Here is a 20,377-nt window from a genome sequence, read left to right as displayed (position 1 = left end):
GCGTCAGTAATGCATGAAAATAACAACTCCGTTACATGCATATTTGGTGGAGTAAAATAACAATGGATGTATATATGATGAAGAACACATTAAAAGTAGTATTACTCACCTCTATGTTGCCTTTTGCTGCATCAGCTGCAGAAGAACTAACACCTTGGTATATCGGTGGTGGTGTAGGCGTCAATAACTATGAACCTAGCTGCGACCAAAAAACCATGAAAGTATGTGGTGAAGATGACCCATATGCTTGGGACTTGTTCGGCGGTTATTTATTCAACGAATACATTGGTATCGAATTAGGTTATCGTGACCTAGGCCGTGCTGAATGGACTAATTACGATACTAAAAGCTACGATGTCGGAGCTACCGGCGTTAGTCTAGGTTTAGTTGGTTTTTACCCACTTGCTGACAAGTGGAGCTTATCATCAGAAATAGGTACTTATAGTTACCTATTAGAAAACCAACAAACAGTTAATGGTCAGAAATTAAGTGATTCTGGCGTAGGATTATTTGCTGGCGCTGGTGTTGGTTATAACTTTACCGACAATCTTAAGTTAGAAGCGAAATATCGTCGTTACGAAAATTTAGACGCTGACGCATTAAACAACTTAAAAATGGAAAGTAACTATTGGGGTCTAGCTCTAAGCTACCGTTTTGGTACGATTACTCCAGCTCCAGTTGCTGCTCCAGTTGTTGTTGCACCCGTTGTTGTTGCTCTAGGTGATGATGACAAAGATGGCGTAACAAACAACATCGACAAATGTCCAGACACACCATCAACTCACAAAGTTGATGCGACTGGTTGTAGTGTTTATGAAAACGTTACAACTAAGTATGACTTAGGTGGTATTTTATTTGCTAATGATTCAGCTGAAATCCGTGCTGGTTCGTTTGCTGATTTAGAAAAACTTGCTGACCACTTAACTAAATACCCACAACACACTGTATCTGTTCAAGGCCATGCGTCTAACGTAGGTAAAGCAGAATACAACATGAAGCTTTCTGAGCGTCGTGCGATTTCTGTTGCTAGTGCACTAAATAAAAAGTATGGCATTAGCATGAGCCGTATCAATTCTGTTGGTTACGGTGTCACTAAACCAGTTATGCAAGGTAGCTCAGCTGAAGCTAACCGTGTTAACCGTCGTATCGAAGCTATCGTGACGGGTACTGAAAAGCGCGTAGTATTACGTTAATTGTAATATAGATACGCTATACTTTAGAAGTCGCTGCTTGCAGCGACTTTTTTATTTTCAGAACAACGTAAAAACTAGTACACCAGTGGCTGCCACTGACGTAGCGGTAATAGAATTGGAAGTATGTACCGTATAAACTGACCAATTCTGTCTATTTAGCAACAATAATGGCTTTAAATAAGCGAAAACAGCGGATAATTTCGTAATTTTTTTACAAATAAAGTTGGAATAATTCCTAAAATCGCTTCTAATAAAGGCATTGATCTATATTCATTGCTTAACGAGAGGAAATTTCCATGGCCAATGCACTCGCGCAACTCAAATCATTCACGACCATCGTTGCTGATACCGGCGACATAGAAGCTATTAAGCGTTACCAGCCTGAAGATGCAACAACCAATCCATCACTCATTTTAAAAGCTTCTCAGATCCCTGAATATGCTTTTCTTATCGAGAATGCAATTGAATGGGCTAAAACTCAAAGCCAAAGTATTGAACAACAGATTGAAGATGCAGGCGACAAACTTGCAGTCAATATTGGCGTAGAAATTTTAAAGCTAGTACCAGGTCGTATCTCAACAGAAGTCGATGCTCGCTTATCATTTGACAAGCAACGCTCAATCGACAAAGCTCATAAGCTAATCAAATTATATAAAGAAGCCGGAATTGATAAATCACGAATTTTGATCAAACTAGCTTCGACTTGGGAAGGTATTTGCGCAGCAAAAGTACTTGAACAAGAAGGCATCAACTGTAACCTAACATTGCTATTTAGCTTTGCTCAAGCAAGAGCCTGTGCAGAAGCTGGCGTATACCTTATTTCGCCTTTTGTGGGTCGCATCCTAGATTGGTATAAAAAAGACACAGGCCAAGATTACACTGCAGAAACCGATCCTGGTGTGGTCTCTGTTACTGAGATTTACAACTACTATAAGCAACATGGTTATAACACTGTTGTAATGGGTGCGAGTTTCAGAAATATTGGTGAGATTATTGAATTATCAGGTTGCGACCGTCTAACGATTGGCCCTGCATTACTAGAAGAATTAGCCAATACTGATGTAGAAATCATTCAGAAATTGGTTGCGACACCAGCAACACAGTCGGCTCCAACAGCACTCACTGAAGAACAATTCCGCTGGGCATTTAACGAAGACCCAATGGCAGTAGATAAGTTGGCAGAAGGCATTCGTAATTTTGCCATCGATCAAGGCAAACTAGAAGTTATGCTAAAAACAAACTTAAGCTAGTTGGAGGCTTTACTCGTGACTACACTGACTCAAAGCACGACTTGGAAGGCGCTACAAACCCATTCAAGTCAACTACCTCACATGCGCGAATTATTTGCCCAAAACCCACAACGTTTTGAGCAAATGAGCGTTGCGGCTTGTGGTCTGTTTTTAGATTACTCTAAAAACCGTGTGAACGATGAAACACTTAAGCTGCTATTCTCTCTCGCTAAAGAAGCAAAACTGAGTGAAAAAATTACTGCAATGTTTAATGGTGATGTGATTAACAACACCGAACAGCGCTCAGTATTGCACACTGCATTACGCAGTAAAGCAACTCAAACGATTATTGCTGAAGGAGCGAATATCGTTCCTGAAGTGCAACAAACATTAGCTAAAATGGCTAAGTTTGTTGGCACGGTGCAATCAGGCGAGTGGAAAGGTTATACCGGTAAAGCGATTACAGATATCGTCAGTATCGGCATTGGAGGTTCATTTCTTGGACCTAAAATTGTTTCACAAGCGCTTAGACCATATTGGCAAGCAGGGCTTAATTGCCATTTTGTCGCCAACGTTGATGCAACTTCAATCTGTGAAAAATTAAAAAATCTCAATGCTGAGACCACATTGTTTGTGATGTCGTCAAAATCATTCAGTACTCAAGAGACTCTTACCAATACCCTTAGCGCTAAAGATTGGTTTTTAGGCCAAGGTGCAAGTCAACAAGATGTGGCGAAACACTTTGTTGCTGTAACATCAAATGTGGCTAAGGCAACTGAGTTTGGTATGGACGCTAACAACATATTCCCAATGTGGGATTGGGTTGGCGGACGCTACTCATTATGGTCAGCCATTGGTTTACCAATCGCGCTACTTATTGGTATGGATAACTTTAAAGACTTGTTAGATGGCGCGCATCAAATGGATGAGCATTTTACTAACACGCTTATCGAACAAAATATGCCCGTCATCATGGCTATGTTGTCTGTATTGTATGGTAATTTTCATGGTGCTCAATCACATGTCATTTTAACCTACGATCATTACTTACGTGGTCTTCCGGCTTATTTTCAACAACTCGACATGGAAAGTAATGGTAAATCAGTGACACTCGATGGCACTGACGTCGATTACAGCACCGGTCCCGTCATTTGGGGCGGTGAAGGTACCAACGGTCAACATGCCTATCATCAGTTGCTACATCAAGGCACAGCACTTATTCCTGCCGACTTTATTATGCCGTTGCAAAGCCACAATCCGTTGGGTGAACATCATGACCAACTTGCATCAAACTGCTTTGGGCAAACCCAAGCCTTAATGCAAGGTCGTACCTACGATGAAGCACTGGCTGAACTAAGCAATAGCCAGCTTGATGAGCAACAAAAACCGCTTATAGCAAAACATAAGGTAATGGTTGGTAACAAGCCAAGTAATACCTTATTGATGGATAAGCTAACGCCAACAACATTAGGTGCGTTAATCGCGCTATATGAGCACAGAACCTTTGTTCAGGGTGCTATATGGCAGATAAACTCATTTGATCAATGGGGTGTAGAGCTAGGTAAGCAATTAGGCAATGATGTGCTTGAACGAATTGGTGCCGACCAAGATGCTACCGATTTAGATGCATCGAGCAATGCATTAGTGAACCTGTATCGTAAAGGTAAGCTATAGAACAAATACTAGCCTTAAATAAAAACCTCAGCTTGCTGAGGTTTTTTTATGCGTTTTTGATATCAAATTCACTAAACTGTGATTTATTAGTAACGTAAATGCAACACAACTATTGCACCCTATAGCTGAAATATGGTACTTATTTGTGCAGAGACATCATAATAACAAGGGAGGTTACCATGGATCGATTAGACTATGGTGGTGCGCTAGACGAAGTTGTTGAAAGACCAACCCGCTCAAAAAGCTCGTCAAAAAAACGCAAATGGCGTGAAATTGAAACCATTAAGGATAAACAGCGTTTACTCAAGGAATTGCAAGATATTGATGATTCATTCGATTTTGATGTTAATACATTAGTGCTTTAATTGAATCCCACCACATTTAACACTTAACGATAAAATCGATTAAAAGAGCGCATAGAGCGCATAGAGCGCTCTTTTTGTTTGCCAAAATTTATAGGTTGGTTATGAATGTACATCACAACCCTCTAGCCCAGAATAATCACATCATTTGTTATCTGAATGTTCAATATAGGTCCGTAAATCTTCAAAAATCGTTTTATCATTATCATTAAATAACGGATCTTCAATTAAGCGATTTTGACATAACACGTTGATTTTTTGCCAATCGTTATTGTCTAATGCCTTAACAAAATTAGGAAATACTTCCCGTTCTTCATACTGCATATGCAATTGTTGTAGGTCAATATATTCTTGCAGATCGTTAATCAACTTGTCGCGCGAGATAACCACATCCGAAAGAATCATATTCAAGCTATAAACTAAAGCACCCGATGCCTCAGCCAAACGATGATGTTCATTATAAAGTTGGCCACAATTCGCTAAACCCGTTTTATTACTGTAATAATCGAAAATAATATCTTCCAACGGGTGATGACTATGCTCAGCATAGCCTTGCATATACTCAACGATATCCCTAACCAGATTAAAATTAACTCCGTTACCTTCAGCCAATCGAGTCAATTTATTCGAAAGGATATTCAACAAAATGGCAATATGCTTATGATCGCGCATTAAACGTTGCAACATAACCTTCTCCCGTCATCTATCTACAAAACACCAATGTATAAATAATAGCCAATAATGCGTCTTTTACTAATCTACACTGTGATAAGCATTATGAGGTATGACCAAGATCATAATATTGAAATATAAAAAAACACCTAATGCCAATCTCATTGATATTAGGTGTTAGATATTTGAAGCTAAGGGGTTACTTTAACACAGCAAACATATGAGCCTTAAGCTGACCAAAATCAGCATCTAATTCTGCTGACAGAATCGTTTTGTGTGCCACTGCAGCTAATTCAGGAGGTAACGGCAAATTAATGGCCAACTCACGGTCAACCACATCTTTAAACTTCGCAGGATGCGCTGTACCTAGAAATACACCAGTTTCGTTACCTCTTAGGCCAAGCGTTAATGCATGAGCTGCAATCGCCGCATGAGGCTCTGATTGATAACCCAACTGATAAAGTTCTGCTAAAGCGCCAGCGGTATCATCTTCAGAAAGAGCCACGCCAGCTACCAATGATAACGGCCAGCCCATTTGCTCACAAATCGCTTCAACACGAGGCCAATTACTTGGCTCTGACACATCCATAGCATTTGACATAGTCGCTACCGTTTTATGTGGCTGCCATTCTCCACCAGTGAGATAACGCGGTACAGTGTCATTGCTATTGGTTGCTGCAATAAAACGTTTAATAGGTAACCCCATGGCTTTAGCAAATAACCCGGCCGTTAAGTTACCAAAATTACCGCTGGGTACAGACATCACAAGCTCATTATGTCCAGCTTGCTTTGCTTGCGCTACCGCTTCAAAGTAATAACATATCTGAGCTAATAAACGGCTGATATTAATCGAATTAGCAGAATTTAACGCTAAGCCATCGCGAACATCACTGTCATCAAAAGCTTGTTTTACCAGATGCTGACACGCATCAAAGTCAGACGTTACTGCCACAGTATGAATATTTTTACCTAAGGTGGTAAACATCTTCTCTTGTAGTTCGCTAATTTTACCTTTTGGGTATAACACCATTACATTAACGTTATCTAAACCATAGAATGCATCCGCTACTGCAGCGCCAGTATCACCCGATGTTGCGGTTAAAATGGTCAGTTTTTTATTGCCAGCAAGTAAATCAACACATTGGGCCATAAACCGTGCGCCAAAATCTTTAAACGCTAATGTAGGGCCATGAAAAAGCTCTAAACAAGCGCGTTTATCATCAACCTTAACGAGTGGTACATCGAAGGTAAATGCCTTATCAACGAGCTTATCAACACTTTCCTGCCCTAGTTCATCCGCTAACCAAGCACCCAAGACTTTTTTGCTTCGCTCAGCAAAGGGTAATGCCAGCAATGCATCTATATTGGATAGTACAGGAATGGACTTTGGGAAAAACAATCCTCTATCTTTACCTAAACCCAGCTGAACCGCTTGACTGAAGTTAACTACCTGCGATGGGTGTTTTAAGTTATATAATTCCATTGCGACTGCCTTTTAAATTTCAATATCAATAATGTGAAAGAGAGCGTTACACGCAGCGCGTGCCTAGTTTATCTAATTTACAAACGTGTGCAAAACCACCTTGCTCCGAAATATAATGCTGCATCAACCAGTTTTTGGCTTTTTCTGCAGTGGCTAAATCGTCGGTTACACTAAACAATGTTGGGCCGCTGCCAGAAATACCACTAGTCAGCATGCCTAATTCAGCTAATGCTGATCGCGCTTCGGTATAACCAGGAATTGCGGATGCACGATAAGGTTCAGCCAAAACATCTTTTAGCATCTCAATCGCTAATGCGGCATCTTGCTGATAACTCGCGTGAACAAATGCACTTAAGTAACGTCCAAAATCGATGGCTACAGACTTATCATATTGCTGCGGCAGCAATTCGCGCATTTTGGCAGTAGATAATGAAATTCCCGGGTAAGCGATAACCCAATACCAGCTATCAAAACTTGGAATAGCAGCGCATGCTTTGTTGCTGGCATTAAGCATTAGCTGCATGCCGCCTAAATAGCATGGCGCTACATTGTCATAATGCACGCTGCCAGATATCTTCCCTTCAAACTCGCCCATCAATGCTAATAAGGCTTGCTGGTTAAAAGGCTGTCCAAAATGTTCATTTAAGGCATATAACGCAGCGACTACAGAGCTGGCACTAGAGCCTAACCCACTGCCGACTGGCAGGTTTTTCTCTAGACAAACAGTGACACCATCTTGTCGTTGTAATTTATTTAAAAAAAACTCAGCACATTGGTAAACAATATTATCCTTACCATCGCTCGGTAATTTATGTGCCCATTCACCTGTTTGGCTATATTCAACCCCGCTGGCAGCAGCGCTAATCATCACTCTATCGCCCAATAATGAGCCATCAATTGGCGCTAATGCTGCGCCAAGCAAATCAAAGCCAACACCAACATTGCCCATAGACGCTGGAGCATACACAGTAAGCGTGTCTTGGCTTACTTTTAACGTTTGATTCATAACCCAACCTCACGAGTCCAGTTTAAGGTTCTTAATACGTCAGCAAAGGCCCCAGCAGCAGTAACATCGGTACCGGCACCATAGCCTCTTAATACAAAGGGAATTGGTTGATAATATCGGCTATAGAATGCCAGCGCATTCTCGCCACCTTTTACGCTGTATAATGGATCAGTTGCATCGACTTCAATAATTCTGACATGGCATTGCCCCTCTTCAATTTGGCCAACATAACGCAGTACTTTACCTTCGGTTTTAGCCGCCGCTACTCGAGCTGAGATAACCTCATCTAATGAAGCAAGATTGGCCATAAATTGATTAACATCGCCAGAGTCATCAAAATCAGCAGGCAATACCGATTCCACATTAATGTCGTCTAACTCCAAAGGTAAACCCACTTCGCGAGCAAGAATTAAGACTTTACGGGCGACATCCATACCACTTAAATCATCACGAGGATCAGGCTCAGTAAAACACTTATCACGGGCAATTGCTGTCGCTTGCGATAAACTCATACCGTCATCTAACATACCAAAAATGTAAGATAATGACCCAGATAAAATACCATTAAACTTATGTAGCTTATCACCGGCATACATTAATTTTTTCAAGTTATCGATAACCGGTAAACCAGCTCCTACCGTCGTTTCATACAAAAACTGTCGACGCTGAGTTAAAGCCGTTTTACGCAATGCTTGATAGTAAGCATAATCACGAGTGTTCGATTTTTTGTTTGGGGTGACGACATGGAAACCGGCATTCATCACATCAAGGTAACGGTCTGACACTAACTCGCTTGATGTACAATCAACCAGTACAGGATTAAGTAATTGCTGCTCTTGCCCCCACTCAAGTAGCTTAGCTAAATCATACGCTTGACCCTTCTCGGCCAACAATGACTGCCACTCACTAAGTTCAATGCCTTCACTATTCAACAACATTTGGCGTGAATTGGCGATACCACAAACTCTGACACTAATGTGCTGCTCTTTTAACATCGCACTTTGCTGTTTGATTTGATCGAGTAATCCAGCCCCCACATTACCGCTACCGACTAAAAAAACATCAAGATACTGCTGAACATCGAAAAATGCTTGATGACATGCTCCAATAGCATGCTTGGTTTTTTTCTGTTGAATAACAGTAGAAATAGAACGCTCAGATGACCCTTGCGCAATGGCAACGATGTTGACACTGGCTTTAGCTAGCGCAGTAAAAAACTTAGCCGCTACGCCCTTGTGGGTTTTCATGCCATCACCGATCAAAGACACAATCGACAGGTCATGACGTAACTCAATCGGTTCAAGTAATTCACTCTTAATTTCTAGCTCGAACTCCTGCTCTAATGCCCATTTCGCTTTATTGGCATCTGAAGTTGCCACACAAAAACTGATACTGTACTCAGATGAGCTTTGGGTAATAAGCGATACCGAGATACCACTACGAGAAATAACCGCTAATGTTCGGCTTGCCATACCGACCATGCCTTTCATACCAGGGCCCGATACGTTAAACATGGTTTGATTATCAAGATTGGAAATTGCTTTAACTTGTAAACCGGTTTTATCATCGTCATTAGACACTAGCGTGCCGGGAGCGGATGGATTAAAACTATTTTTGATGTAACAAGGAATATGATACTGAGCAATCGGCGCAATCGTTTTAGGATGCAATACTTTGGCACCAAAGTACGAGAGCTCCATCGCTTCTTGGTAGCTTAACTGTGATAACAATTTAGCATCAGCAACCACTCGAGGATCTGTGTTATAAACCCCATCAACGTCAGTCCAAATTTCACAACTTGATGCATCTAAACATGCCGCCAGTACCGCAGCTGAATAATCAGAACCATTGCGGCCTAATGTGACGATCTTGCCCTGAGCATCTGCAGCAGTAAAACCAGGCATCACCCATACTCGATATTGATCAAGCGGTAATAAGGTAAAGCGAGGTTTGCTCACCGCAATATCAACGACCGACTCCAACGGCTGACCATGAGCTAAAAATAACGCCACTGGATCTAATTGTGCTGAAGTGATGTCTTTCGCTAACATAACTTGTTCCATTAATACCGCAGATAAACGCTCACCCGTCACCACTATTTCAGCACGAACACTATCAGGGCATTCGCCTAGCAGTTTAATACCGTAAAGTTTATCTTTCCAAACTTGCATTTGTGCCGTTAATTTCCCAATCAGCAGCTCATGTTGAAGAGCCGTAATAAGTGATGCCGCCGCGTCAGAAAACAGCCCGCTATAGACCAAATGAATGTGATCTAATACCGGTTGATAATCATGTTGTTCAACTGCTATATCTACCATTTCTAAAAGCGCATTGGTCACTGTGGCAGGAGCTGAAAGCACTGTAGCAACAGATTCTGTCAAAGCCGTATCAGCAATAATATCTGCCGCCATCGAAAAACGAGGCCAATTCGCTAGCGATGTTCCACCAAATTTCATTACTTTCATGTCGCTCTCCTTGTCACTCATAAAGTGACAACATTAAATTAAAATCAAATGATTAGAATAAAAACAAAAAAGCCCGCTTCAGTTGTTAGAAGCGGGCTTTTTATGCAAAATCTTTTAGGGTGTAATCAGCCCGCCCCCACTATGGTAATAGTGGTGGTTGTAATGGTTGTAATTACAACGAGCATGAGGGTAAACATTTGATGATTCTCTTCGTTAAGTTAAATGTTAACTGCCGATAATATTTAATTAGATTAAATAGCTGATCCACGTTGGCTAACAGAATTGCTTTTTTAACCTAAGGTTGTCAACCCCTCATTACAGTTTATTTACTAGTTATTTTTTAAGTTGAGTTGATTTTTTTAATAATTAAGTTGTTAAAAATCGATAATGAGTAGTGATAACCATTATTGATTGCCTTATCCAACGTTAACGTAGACGTAAGAGTAATAAATAAAGTTAAGTAAATACAACAATTTCATAATGATAGAAGTAGTAACTTAATATGTATTCATAAAAAGATTGCCAATAAATGTGTAACCAAGATGATTTATCCGCCTTAGCTATTTCCTACACCAATTAAATGATTTATTTTCACCATCAGTCGATGTAAAACATGCAGCATAAGACAAAACAAAAAAAGCTGTGATTCAATAACCAAAAACTGATGTTAGTCATCGCAGCCTTATATCAAAATACGGTATGATACTCACATCACAATTGGAGGCGATATGAAAATTACAAAACATGCGGCGGTCACTATTCATTACCGCTTATCTGATGAGCAAGGTCTATTAGTAGAAAGTTCATTTGAAAGTGAACCAATGGTTTACTTACATGGCACTGAAAATTTAATTCCTGGACTTGAATCAGTTTTGGAAGGTAAAACTGTTGGTGAAAATATCGAGGCAAAGATCCCTGCGGAACAAGCCTATGGCGAATATCACCCAGGTTTAAAGCAAGAAGTTCCTGTCAGTGCATTTGGTGATGTCGAAGATATCGTTCCAGGTATGCGTTTTATCGCTGAAACTGAAATGGGTCAACGCCCTGTTCAAGTAATTGAAGTGAAAGATGATGTCATCGTTGTTGATGGTAATCACCCTCTAGCGGGTCAGTCACTGCATTTTAGTGTCGAAGTTATTGCTGTAAGAGAAGCAACAGCAGAAGAGCTATCTCATGGACATATCCATGCAGAAGGCGGCTGTGGTAGCCATGGACACGATCACGGACACGACCATGAATCATGTGGCACAGAGAAACCTGGCTGTGATGGGAATGGCGGCTGTGGCTGTCGTTAATTCATTATTGATTAAATAGATAAGTGACTCATTCTATTTTTAATGTCTATTTGTCAGTAAAAAGGTTGAAACATCGTAAGGCACTGTCTAGTTACTAGGCAGTGCCTTTTTGTTTAGGTTATAGTTAGTTCGTTAGTCACATCAATTAGTCAGATTTATTGTATCGACCGTTAAGGATAACTAGGCGGTACAATCCTCACTAATTGACAACCAATATAATAATTAATACCTAGCGACGGAGTGCTTATGTTAATTAAACCGCTGTATGAATTACTGCCGTTCACTTACATGCTTGTAGGCAGTGTCAGTATTTTTCTTCTTGAACCTAATTATGCACTTATTGCTTCAATTGTAGTGTATTTATATGGTGCACATATTTACAACTTACGTTCCAAGAACCGTAGAACCGATCCCAAACGTAAACGCAAATCAGGATTCATTCCCGAAACGATTTATGGTTTATTACCCTTTATTTACGTATTAAGTGCCGTGAGCCTTTATCGTTTTTACCCTAGAGATTCGAGCACACTTTTTGCTCTGTGCCTAACCACGTATGGTGGATACCTATTTTTAAGACGCTTAAGTTATCGTCATCACAGATTACCGCGTGGAGTTAGCCAATAGTCAGATTTATTATTGCAATGAGGATGAAAAAGGTTAACTGAACAAAACAGCATAATGAATTGATTAGCAAGTGTTAATAGTGAACCTAATTTAATTAAAATCGATGGGTGTCTATTTGATTTTATGAGCAATGCTTTAGGCTCGATAGGTAACAAAAGAGACCTATCGAGTCAGTTATATTGGTGATTTATCAGCACTGAATTATGAGCACTGAATTGTCAGCATTGAGGACTGAAATATTGTGTCGATGCGAATCGATGACCAATTGCTTAGCCTAAAATCAATTGTTAATCTAGAATCAATTGTTAATCTAGAATCAATTGTTAATCTAGAATCAATTTTTTAACTAAGTCCCTTTGATTTACTGGCATATTTTTTAAATAATTTGAACACCGTGTAATCGTTGCAATACTCACTTGATGTTCTGCAGCAATTTGTCTCTGACTCAATTCCCCTGCTAATAACGTTTGGAACACCTGTAAACGCCCAGAAACTGCACTCCGCTCTTCTTCGGTTAATAATAAATGAAACAACACCGACAAATCATCTTCATTTGCATGGGTTAATATTTTTTCTACCACTAAATTCCAATTGGCACGCATTATTTTTCTCTTTTTAGTAATGCCCAGACATTACAAGTGTACCAAGGAACGACGTCGATTAGCAAAATTGCTACCGATAAACTTGTAATGAAAAATGAAAAATAACTGCTGGATGCTATTGATGAAAGATATCGCAAAGTGCTTATAAAATTGTGTAGAATGAGATGTAATACCCTCATAACTAAGCGCTAAAAACTCGACTAAGCAGTAGGCTGAACATTTAATGGTTAGCACTTTAGTTAAAATTTAGCATAATTATGTGGATATCAGTGCTTATGGAACCGGTACCACCCACAAAAAAGTGAAGGATGACGATGAAAAAGATATTACTAACGGTTGCGGCAACCGCAATGATGATCCCTGCTGTGTTTGCGAATAATTTTGAAGAACCTGCAGATGCCATTGAATACCGCCAAGCTGCTTTCGGCTTAATTGCTTATAACTTTGGTGATATGGGCGCTATGCTAAAAGGTAAAAAACCTTTTGATGCTGCTGTATTTAGTGCTCGTGCAGATAATGTTGCAGCGCTATCAAAAATACCACATGAAGGTTTTATTGTTGGATCAGATAAAGGCGATACCGAAGCACTAGCTAAAATTTGGCAAGATAAAGCCGATTTTGATAGCAAAATGACTGCATTTCAAGATAATGCCGCGGCATTAGCTGTTGCAGCTAAATCAAGCGATAAAAATAGCATTAAACAAGCTTTTGCTAACACTGGTAAAAGCTGTAAAGGTTGTCACGACGTTTACAAAAAAGACTAATTTGATTCGTTAGCTCTGGTGAGTATAAGTAGCTCTACTCAATAGTGAAAATGATAAAAGCCCATCTTTATGGGCTTTTTTATTGGCTTTAATTAACCTGGAATTATAAAAAACTGACCACAGGTTCGAGTAACAACCACCAAATAGCAGCAAAAATAACTGACACGATAACTAACGCCATCCAAGGCGAACGCAATGTAGGTGAAGTGACCTGCTCGGTAACTTGTTTATAACCGCTGAACATGGCTTTAAGTACATTGTCACCCTTAAAAACATGCACTAACACGGCAATAATATGTACCGCAGCCAAAACCAAAATAAGATTGAAATTAGTTTTATGCAGCCAGGTTAGCCACCCCGCAGTATCTGACGAAACGAGATATATCAGCGGACCTTCAGTAAAAATATCATCTGTTGCAAATAAACCGGTACTTAACTGCAACACAAGCGATCCCAGCAACACAATCACCATATAACCACCTAGTGGATTATGCCCAAGTGACGAAGGTTTAGGCTGGGCTTTCGCGTAAGCGATAACTTTTTTAGGTGCAACAAAAAAATGTGTAAACTTAGCGGTGTCACTTCCGATAAAGCCCCAAATTAATCTAAATGTAATCAGAGTCATCAATAGATACGCCAATATCTGATGCCACTGCATTTCACCTATTTCGGCTGTCCACCATAATCCGCCAATTAAACACACCATAGCCCAATGGAAAAAACGTGTTGGAAAATCCCATACCTTTATTTTTTGTTGTTCTATACTCATTAATAACCTGCTTATTACTATTCTTTACTGACAAATTATAAACTCATCAGTAATAAATAAAACAAGAAGGTTTACAAACTAATACAAATAAACATGCTTACGCAGCTAAAAAAGACAACCAAAGAAGCTTTGCTTTATAAAGAGGATGAACCTAACCGAGAAATAATAAATCAATGTCAGCTAAGTAACCAGTAACATAGGATAAAGGAACATGTTTGTAGAGCGTTTATGAATAAGACAACCCCATACAAAATCGTGCTTGAAATTGTATGAAAAAACCTCAGTAAAGCTAATTAAGTATTAACTTATCCATACAAATATGAGCCTATATTGACAGTATTACAAGCATATTTAATGGCTTTTTTGTTTAAAACGTCTAAGAGATCAAATATGCAGCACTCGACATATAAAGCCGGTAAAAGTGTGATGTAGATCACGAATTTTATGGTTAACCTTGGTAATCTGGAGTTAAGCAAACAACAAGAAGGTTCTAAATATGCTGAAAATCACTAGCAAACAACTTGAAGTCACTGCCCTTATCCGTGAACGTATTGAAGGACGATTAGAAAAATTAAGTCGACATGATATTCAATTAATTAACCCGCACGTCATTATTACTCAAGAAAAGCAGTTGTTTAAAATAGAGGCATCAGTTGGATTACCTAGTGGAGATTTATTCGCCCAGGCAAAAAGTGAAAACCTATACGCAGCAATTACTGCAATGGGACAAAAGCTGGAAAAACAGCTAAATCGCCTGACCCACAAACCCCAGGCTCAACGCCATGTATCATTACCAAATGACACAGAAAGCGAATTTGAGTATGTTTATAAGGAGGAAAACGCCGCTTGATATTATTTATCTCTCACCAGCGCACCTTCGGGTGCGCTTTCTTTTGTCTATAATCCAATACTCAAGCCTTGATGAGTAAATTTACGTTGACAGTCGCCTGTCAGAGCTTTAGTTTTACTCCATGAACAAAAAAATATTCAGCCTTTTTATTTTCTTTTTTATTCAGCCCACCTCTGGAGGCGGATTTTCTGTGTAAAAACGAAAATGAAAATTCTAAAGCCTCCCAACTGGGAGGCTTTTTTGTCTTATAAACTCTGCCGTATCTAGTCATGCGCCAGTATGTAGCGTCACATTGAGGTCAATATGCAAAAACCACCTGAGTTAAGTCAAACTCGTGAACAGATAACTGCCTTGGATAAATCCTTATTAGCGTTATTATCTCAGCGCCGCCAATTGAGCCTAAATGTTGCACGCAGCAAAGAAGTTGATGTTAGACCTATACGAGATACACAACGAGAAAAAGAACTACTTGAAAGACTGGTACAGCAAGGGCGTGACCAAGGACTTGATGCACATTTTGTGATATCACTTTATCAAAGCATTATTGAAGACTCGGTTTTATTTCAACAAACGTATCTTCATGGTAGAGCTAACCCAGACACTCAAAAGCAGCAATATACTGTGGCTTATTTAGGTGCTAGGGGTTCTTACTCTTACTTAGCTGCAAGCCGTTACTGTTCACGCCGTCAAGTCGAAATGCTTGATTTCGGCTGCAAAAGTTTTGATGAAATTGTTAATGCCGTTGAATCTGGTCATGCCGATTATGGTTTTTTACCGATTGAAAATACCTCTTCAGGATCTATCAATGAAGTGTATGACGTACTGCAACATACAACGCTGTCAATTGTTGGCGAAACAACTATTGAAGTGAGTCATTGTTTACTCACTAAACCCAACAGTAAACTATCTGATATCAAGACTATTTACGCTCACCCGCAGCCGATCAGTCAATGCAGTCGCTATTTAAGTCAACATCCTCATATCAAACTTGAATATTGTTCTAGTAGTGCTGAAGCCATGACAAAAGTTGTCGAGGCGGACAGCAATACTGTCGCAGCCATAGGCAGTGCTGAAGGCGGAGCCCTGTATCAGTTAATTGCGATGGAGCAAGGTTTAGCTAACCAAAAAATCAATCAGAGTCGTTTTATTGTTGTCGCTCGAAAAGCCTCTGCGGTGCCTTCTCAGCTGCCAGCAAAAACCACCTTGATCATGGCGACAGGACAGAAGCCAGGAGCATTAGTAGAAGCATTATTGGTACTTAAAGCTCATAATTTGAATATGAGTAAATTAGAATCTCGTCCAATACCTGGAACACCATGGGAGGAGATGTTTTACCTCGATATTGATGGCAACTTGGCTACTACCGAAGTACAACAAGCGATTAAAGAGTTAGAGCGCCTTACTCGTTTTATCAAAGTATTAGGCTGTTATCCATGTGAAACCGTTAAACCTACACAACTATCGCAAGCTCAATTATTAATTGAACCCGGTAGCTCTAAACAAGAGCCAATCAAACCTATACCAAATAGCCAAGCTAAGCATTCACGCGACTATAAATCACAAGATACTCAATTGTTCTGTCAGCACTTACAAATAGGCGCCGGACAATTTAGCGCATTACAGCAAATTAACTTACCGATAGATAATACCGAACTGGCTACGCAAGCAAAGCACATCAAAGAATCAGGCTTTCAAGCCATTGTGCTCAATGATTTAAAACAACAACTCAATGAACAACAATTAAAACAGCATGCACAGGTCATCGAACAAGCTGGTTTATTATGTGTAATGCAAATAGATCAAGAACAGGAGTTTATCGTTGCTAGCCAATTAGCAGATATGCTGATATTAAGTGGTAAACAAATGTACAACCCGGACATGTTAACCTTAATTGGTTCCGTCAATTTGCCGGTAATATTAGAAAGAAACACCATGGCTAGTATCGATGATTGGCTACAAGCTGCCGATGCAGTCCTTAGTCACGGTAATCAACAACTCGGGCTATGCGAATCAGGTGTACGTAGTTTCACGCACCCAGAGCAGTTAAGCCTCGATTTAGCCGGATTGGTTGAAGTGAAATCCCGCAGTCATTTACCTGTAATCGTTAACACGAGCTTCTGTATTAATGCTGCACTGTTAACTACTCATGCAAATGCCGTTAAGCAACTTAATGCTGACGGAATTATATTGTTACATCAAGATGGTGTATCGCAAGCTGATATTATTCATGGTTTATACCAAGCAAAGTAACGATTAAATAACCGGGAATGACACACATAAAAATGCCGAGAATATTCTCGGCATTTTTATTACTCGTAATTGTAAAAGGTAATTAGTTATTCAAGGCTATTCAATAATCATACTGCTAGGCCATCATTTAAACTTATCCAGCCTTTAAAAATACGATAACTGAACCAACTAACACCCAGTAAGTACATGGGTAAACTCAGCCATAAAGGACTAAGCCAATATCCAGCAATAAAAAATGGACATAGGCCAATAATACTCATACGTTGCCAACGTAGATGACTACCCAACACAGAGTCTGGGTTGACGTTCTTTTGGATCAAATTAAGCCAAAAACTCAATAATACAGGCACAAAAAATAATGGAAAAGCACTCATTAAGCCGTAAAGAAAATGCCCTAAGGAATTATCTTCAACCTGTTGAACAGGTAGCATATTCGATGGCATCATCGACATGGGGTATCCTCCAAAGGTAACTAGGTTTACTGAGCTAACACAGCGTTATTTGGCTACCGTATTAACTAAACATAAGCTTTGTGTCACTATTTCGCAATAATTAGTTCAATTAATAATGCTTCATTTAGCGTTATCCAGCTTTCATATCATTAACAGATTGCAACATGGCGCGACTTTCATGTTGGAACTGCGGCGCAAAGTCACCAAACCATTTAGCGACACGCTGGAACTGCTCCACAAAGGCTTGCCTATTACCGGTTTGCAACATTGTTAATGCATCACGATAATTATCTAGATAATCACTAATCGCGTGTTGGCTGCCAGGTTGGGCAAAAATAATATCGGCATAAAGCTCGGGATCTTGAGCAAATAAACGACCAACCATGGCTAACTCTAAACGATAAATCGGTGAGCTAAACTGTAATAAGTTACCAATATCAGCTTCTTCTTTGCACAAGTTGACGCCATATACGAATGTTGAAAAGTGACGCATAGCCTGTACAAGTTGCATCGCTTTATCATGACGCTCTGCTTCAGCTTCAACTATTCGCGCCCCCCAAATTTCAATCTGTTGTAGTAACCATTGATACGCTTCTTGATGACGGCCATGACACACCACCACCACCTGTTTAGCGAGACTACCAACATCTGGGCCAAACATAGGATGCAGACCCACTACAGGGCCTTTATGCGCAGCTAACATTGCCGCTAAAGGTGCTTCTTTAATCGAGGTGAGATCAGCTAGAATACAATTTTCAGGTAGCTGGGTTAACTTGTCACGGATCACTTCGCAGGTCACATTTATGGGTACGGTAACAATCACTAATCCTGCACCATCAAAAATGGCAGCGGCATCTTGCCAATCATTTTTATCTATACTTTTAACTTCATAGCCAGAAAGAACCAACATTTGACTAAATAACTGTCCCAGTTTGCCCTGACCACCCACAACGACCACATGACCCAGATCTTGCTTAATCTGCTTAAACCCAACATCTTTTTCATTTAAGTAAGATTCGCGCATAAGTCGACGTAAAATATCTTCGATTAACTGTGGTGAGACATTCATTTTTTGTGCTTCGTCTCGACGTTTAGCTAACATCGATGCTTCACGCTGTGGGGCATAAATAGGTACTCCAGCCGCATGTTTTACGGCACCAACTTGCGCCACTAAATCGAGACGTTTACGTAATAAATGCAGTAATTGTTGATCCACGCCATCAATTAAATCACGAAGATGCTCTAAGCCTGCTGTGGTTTTTTCATTCATCTGTTTATCCATTAACCGTTAACAACCTGCAGCGTCTCAAAACGCGTTGGTAATACTGCAGACAACTGGTTAGCGCCTTGTCTTAAAATGGTTTCAGTAGTTTCCCAATCAATGCATGCGTCAGTGACAGAAACACCATATTTTAGCTCTGCTAACGGTTTATCTGAACTCTGATTACCTTCATTGAGGTTACTTTCAAGCATAACACCGATGATAGATTTATTACCTGCTTCAATTTGGTTAAATACATCTTCGCAAACGTTTTTTTGACGTTGATGATCTTTTGATGAATTACCATGACTGCAGTCAACGACTAAACGAGCACTGAGTTTCGCCTTATGAATTTGGGCTTCACTCTGAGCAACACTGTCTACATCATAGTTAGGTGCTAAACCTCCACGTAAAATAATGTGTCCATCTGGATTACCGGCCGTTTGCAACAAAGAAACTTGACCTTCTTGGTTAATGCCCATAAAGCGGTGGCTGCTGGCAGCTGATTTTAATGCATTAATAGCCACTTCCAACTTACCATCTGTGCCATTTTTAAAACCAACAGGCATCGACAAACCTGAAGCCATTTCTCGATGAGTTTGCGATTCTGTGGTTCTTGCGCCAATTGCAGACCAAGTAACTAGCTCGGACAAATATTGCGGACTGATCGGATCCAGCGCTTCTGTCGCGATAGGTAATTCAAGTTCAGCAAGCCAAATCATGAGTTCTCGAGCCATTCTGAGTCCTTTCTCGACATCAAATGACTCATCCATATCAGGGTCATTAATCAACCCTTTCCAACCGACAGTTGTGCGAGGCTTTTCAAAATACACGCGCATTAAAATGTAGAAATCATCACTGAGTTCATCATGTAACTTTTTCAGCTTTAATGCATACTCTTTTGCCGCGGCAATATCATGAATAGAACATGGCCCCGTCACCACAAGCACCCGATTATCACGTTTATGGACAATATCTGAGACTTGCTTACGAGCATTTAGAATATATTGATAAGCATGAGTTGATAATGGAAGTTCTTGCTTTAACTCTGCAGGAGTCACTAGCACTTGTTCTGAACTGATGTGCACATTATTAATGGTATCTTGTTGCATACTTATCACTCTCTTTTGACGACAGACCAAAGGTCACTAATAGATTTATTTTTTAGGTATTGGATAGTACAACCTGTATTTTTGTAACGCTACACCATTACACCTTAAAAGCAACTATGCCTGCGCAAAGGTCCTAGAGCAAGGCTTATTTACACAAAGTGTAAAAAATCATATAACCGATGATATTTCGTACAAAAAAATAACCCCAGTCATACATCTTGTACGCGCTCTACTCGTCGGTACCGCTCTACTCGTCGGTACCGCTCTACTCGTTGTTACCACTCTATTCGCTATTACCGCTCTATTCGTCGTTA

At 40.0% G+C, this 20,377-nt stretch carries 18 protein-coding genes and 2 other annotated features; of the genes, 9 read left to right on the top strand and 9 right to left on the bottom strand.

All coding sequences use genetic code 11. The features are described from left to right. The first annotated feature begins 74 nt into the window (after positions 1-74). The 4 genes from H5125_RS16440 (at position 75) to H5125_RS16425 (ending at position 4,461) form a co-directional block, all read left to right on the top strand. Positions 75-1,193: an OmpA family protein gene (locus H5125_RS16440; RefSeq protein WP_101086374.1), complete on the top strand. Its 1,119-nt coding sequence runs from the start codon at positions 75-77 to the stop codon at positions 1,191-1,193. Between the two features lie 296 nt (positions 1,194-1,489). Further along, positions 1,490-2,443 (top strand): transaldolase, encoded by a 954-nt coding sequence (gene tal, locus H5125_RS16435; protein WP_101086373.1) that lies wholly within the window; start codon positions 1,490-1,492, stop codon positions 2,441-2,443. A 15-nt stretch (positions 2,444-2,458) separates the two neighbouring features. Beyond that, the gene (gene pgi / locus H5125_RS16430; RefSeq protein WP_101086372.1) at positions 2,459-4,096 is read left to right on the top strand and encodes a glucose-6-phosphate isomerase; all 1,638 of its coding nucleotides are present in this window, start codon (positions 2,459-2,461) and stop codon (positions 4,094-4,096) included. A gap of 179 nt (positions 4,097-4,275) precedes the next feature. After that, positions 4,276-4,461, top strand: a complete 186-nt coding sequence (locus H5125_RS16425; RefSeq protein WP_101086371.1) for a DUF3545 family protein — start codon at positions 4,276-4,278, stop codon at positions 4,459-4,461. Positions 4,462-4,602: 141 nt separating this feature from the next. Here the strand turns inward: H5125_RS16425 and H5125_RS16420 are convergent, their stop codons facing one another. The 4 genes from H5125_RS16420 to thrA all read right to left on the bottom strand — a co-directional run bounded on the left by H5125_RS16420 (position 4,603) and on the right by thrA (position 10,084). Then, entirely contained in the window at positions 4,603-5,145 is a 543-nt protein-coding gene (locus H5125_RS16420) for a hemerythrin domain-containing protein (RefSeq protein ID WP_101086370.1), read from the bottom strand. Between the two features lie 184 nt (positions 5,146-5,329). Beyond that, positions 5,330-6,613, bottom strand: a complete 1,284-nt coding sequence (thrC, locus tag H5125_RS16415; protein WP_101086369.1) for a threonine synthase — start codon at positions 6,611-6,613, stop codon at positions 5,330-5,332. A 46-nt stretch (positions 6,614-6,659) separates the two neighbouring features. Next, on the bottom strand, positions 6,660-7,619 hold the full coding sequence (gene thrB, locus H5125_RS16410; protein WP_101086368.1) for a homoserine kinase: 960 nt from the start codon (positions 7,617-7,619) through the stop codon (positions 6,660-6,662). Then, positions 7,616-10,084, bottom strand: coding sequence for a bifunctional aspartate kinase/homoserine dehydrogenase I (gene thrA, locus H5125_RS16405; RefSeq protein WP_182744775.1), 2,469 nt, complete (start codon positions 10,082-10,084; stop codon positions 7,616-7,618). Before thrA ends, thrB begins: the two co-directional genes overlap by 4 nt. Positions 10,085-10,146: 62 nt before the next feature. Continuing rightward, positions 10,147-10,269, bottom strand: a sequence feature (Thr leader region). Between the two features lie 543 nt (positions 10,270-10,812). Between thrA and slyD the strand changes: the two genes are divergently transcribed. Together slyD and H5125_RS16395 are read left to right on the top strand one after the other, a co-directional pair. After that, positions 10,813-11,379, top strand: a complete 567-nt coding sequence (gene slyD / locus H5125_RS16400; RefSeq protein ID WP_011638355.1) for a peptidylprolyl isomerase — start codon at positions 10,813-10,815, stop codon at positions 11,377-11,379. A 246-nt stretch (positions 11,380-11,625) separates the two neighbouring features. Beyond that, complete coding sequence (locus tag H5125_RS16395) at positions 11,626-12,003, top strand: hypothetical protein (protein ID WP_182744774.1); 378 nt, start codon at positions 11,626-11,628, stop codon at positions 12,001-12,003. A 323-nt stretch (positions 12,004-12,326) separates the two neighbouring features. Here the strand turns inward: H5125_RS16395 and trpR are convergent, their stop codons facing one another. After that, positions 12,327-12,605: a trp operon repressor gene (gene trpR, locus H5125_RS16390; RefSeq protein WP_101086365.1), complete on the bottom strand. Its 279-nt coding sequence runs from the start codon at positions 12,603-12,605 to the stop codon at positions 12,327-12,329. A 314-nt stretch (positions 12,606-12,919) separates the two neighbouring features. Between trpR and H5125_RS16385 the strand changes: the two genes are divergently transcribed. Next, a complete protein-coding gene (locus H5125_RS16385; RefSeq protein ID WP_182744773.1) occupies positions 12,920-13,369 on the top strand; it encodes a cytochrome c in 450 nt (149 codons plus the stop codon). 103 nt (positions 13,370-13,472) lie between these two features. On the opposite strand, the gene H5125_RS16380 is transcribed toward H5125_RS16385, so the two are convergent. Then, complete coding sequence (locus H5125_RS16380; RefSeq protein WP_182744772.1) at positions 13,473-14,138, bottom strand: cytochrome b/b6 domain-containing protein; 666 nt, start codon at positions 14,136-14,138, stop codon at positions 13,473-13,475. A 496-nt stretch (positions 14,139-14,634) separates the two neighbouring features. On the opposite strand from H5125_RS16380, the gene hpf reads away from it, so the two are divergent. Together hpf and pheA are read left to right on the top strand one after the other, a co-directional pair. Next, positions 14,635-14,988, top strand: a complete 354-nt coding sequence (hpf, locus tag H5125_RS16375; protein ID WP_101086362.1) for a ribosome hibernation-promoting factor, HPF/YfiA family — start codon at positions 14,635-14,637, stop codon at positions 14,986-14,988. A 123-nt stretch (positions 14,989-15,111) separates the two neighbouring features. Beyond that, positions 15,112-15,233: a sequence feature (Phe leader region), on the top strand. Positions 15,234-15,291: 58 nt separating this feature from the next. Next, the gene (gene pheA / locus H5125_RS16370; RefSeq protein WP_182744771.1) at positions 15,292-17,238 is read left to right on the top strand and encodes a prephenate dehydratase; all 1,947 of its coding nucleotides are present in this window, start codon (positions 15,292-15,294) and stop codon (positions 17,236-17,238) included. A gap of 107 nt (positions 17,239-17,345) precedes the next feature. Here the strand turns inward: pheA and H5125_RS16365 are convergent, their stop codons facing one another. From H5125_RS16365 to H5125_RS16355, 3 genes are all read right to left on the bottom strand, one after another. Continuing rightward, on the bottom strand, positions 17,346-17,690 hold the full coding sequence (locus tag H5125_RS16365; protein WP_011638362.1) for a hypothetical protein: 345 nt from the start codon (positions 17,688-17,690) through the stop codon (positions 17,346-17,348). 130 nt (positions 17,691-17,820) lie between these two features. After that, entirely contained in the window at positions 17,821-18,960 is a 1,140-nt protein-coding gene (gene tyrA, locus H5125_RS16360; protein WP_162023684.1) for a bifunctional chorismate mutase/prephenate dehydrogenase, read from the bottom strand. An 11-nt stretch (positions 18,961-18,971) separates the two neighbouring features. After that, the gene (locus H5125_RS16355; RefSeq protein WP_182744770.1) at positions 18,972-20,063 is read right to left on the bottom strand and encodes a 3-deoxy-7-phosphoheptulonate synthase; all 1,092 of its coding nucleotides are present in this window, start codon (positions 20,061-20,063) and stop codon (positions 18,972-18,974) included. Between the last annotated feature and the right edge of the window lie 314 nt (positions 20,064-20,377).

The sequence above is a fragment of the Shewanella sp. SR44-4 genome (genome assembly GCF_014163715.1).
Taxonomy (GTDB): domain Bacteria; phylum Pseudomonadota; class Gammaproteobacteria; order Enterobacterales; family Shewanellaceae; genus Shewanella.
The sequence above is the reverse complement of the archived record's forward strand: the minus strand, read 5'-3'. Positions and strand labels throughout refer to the sequence as shown.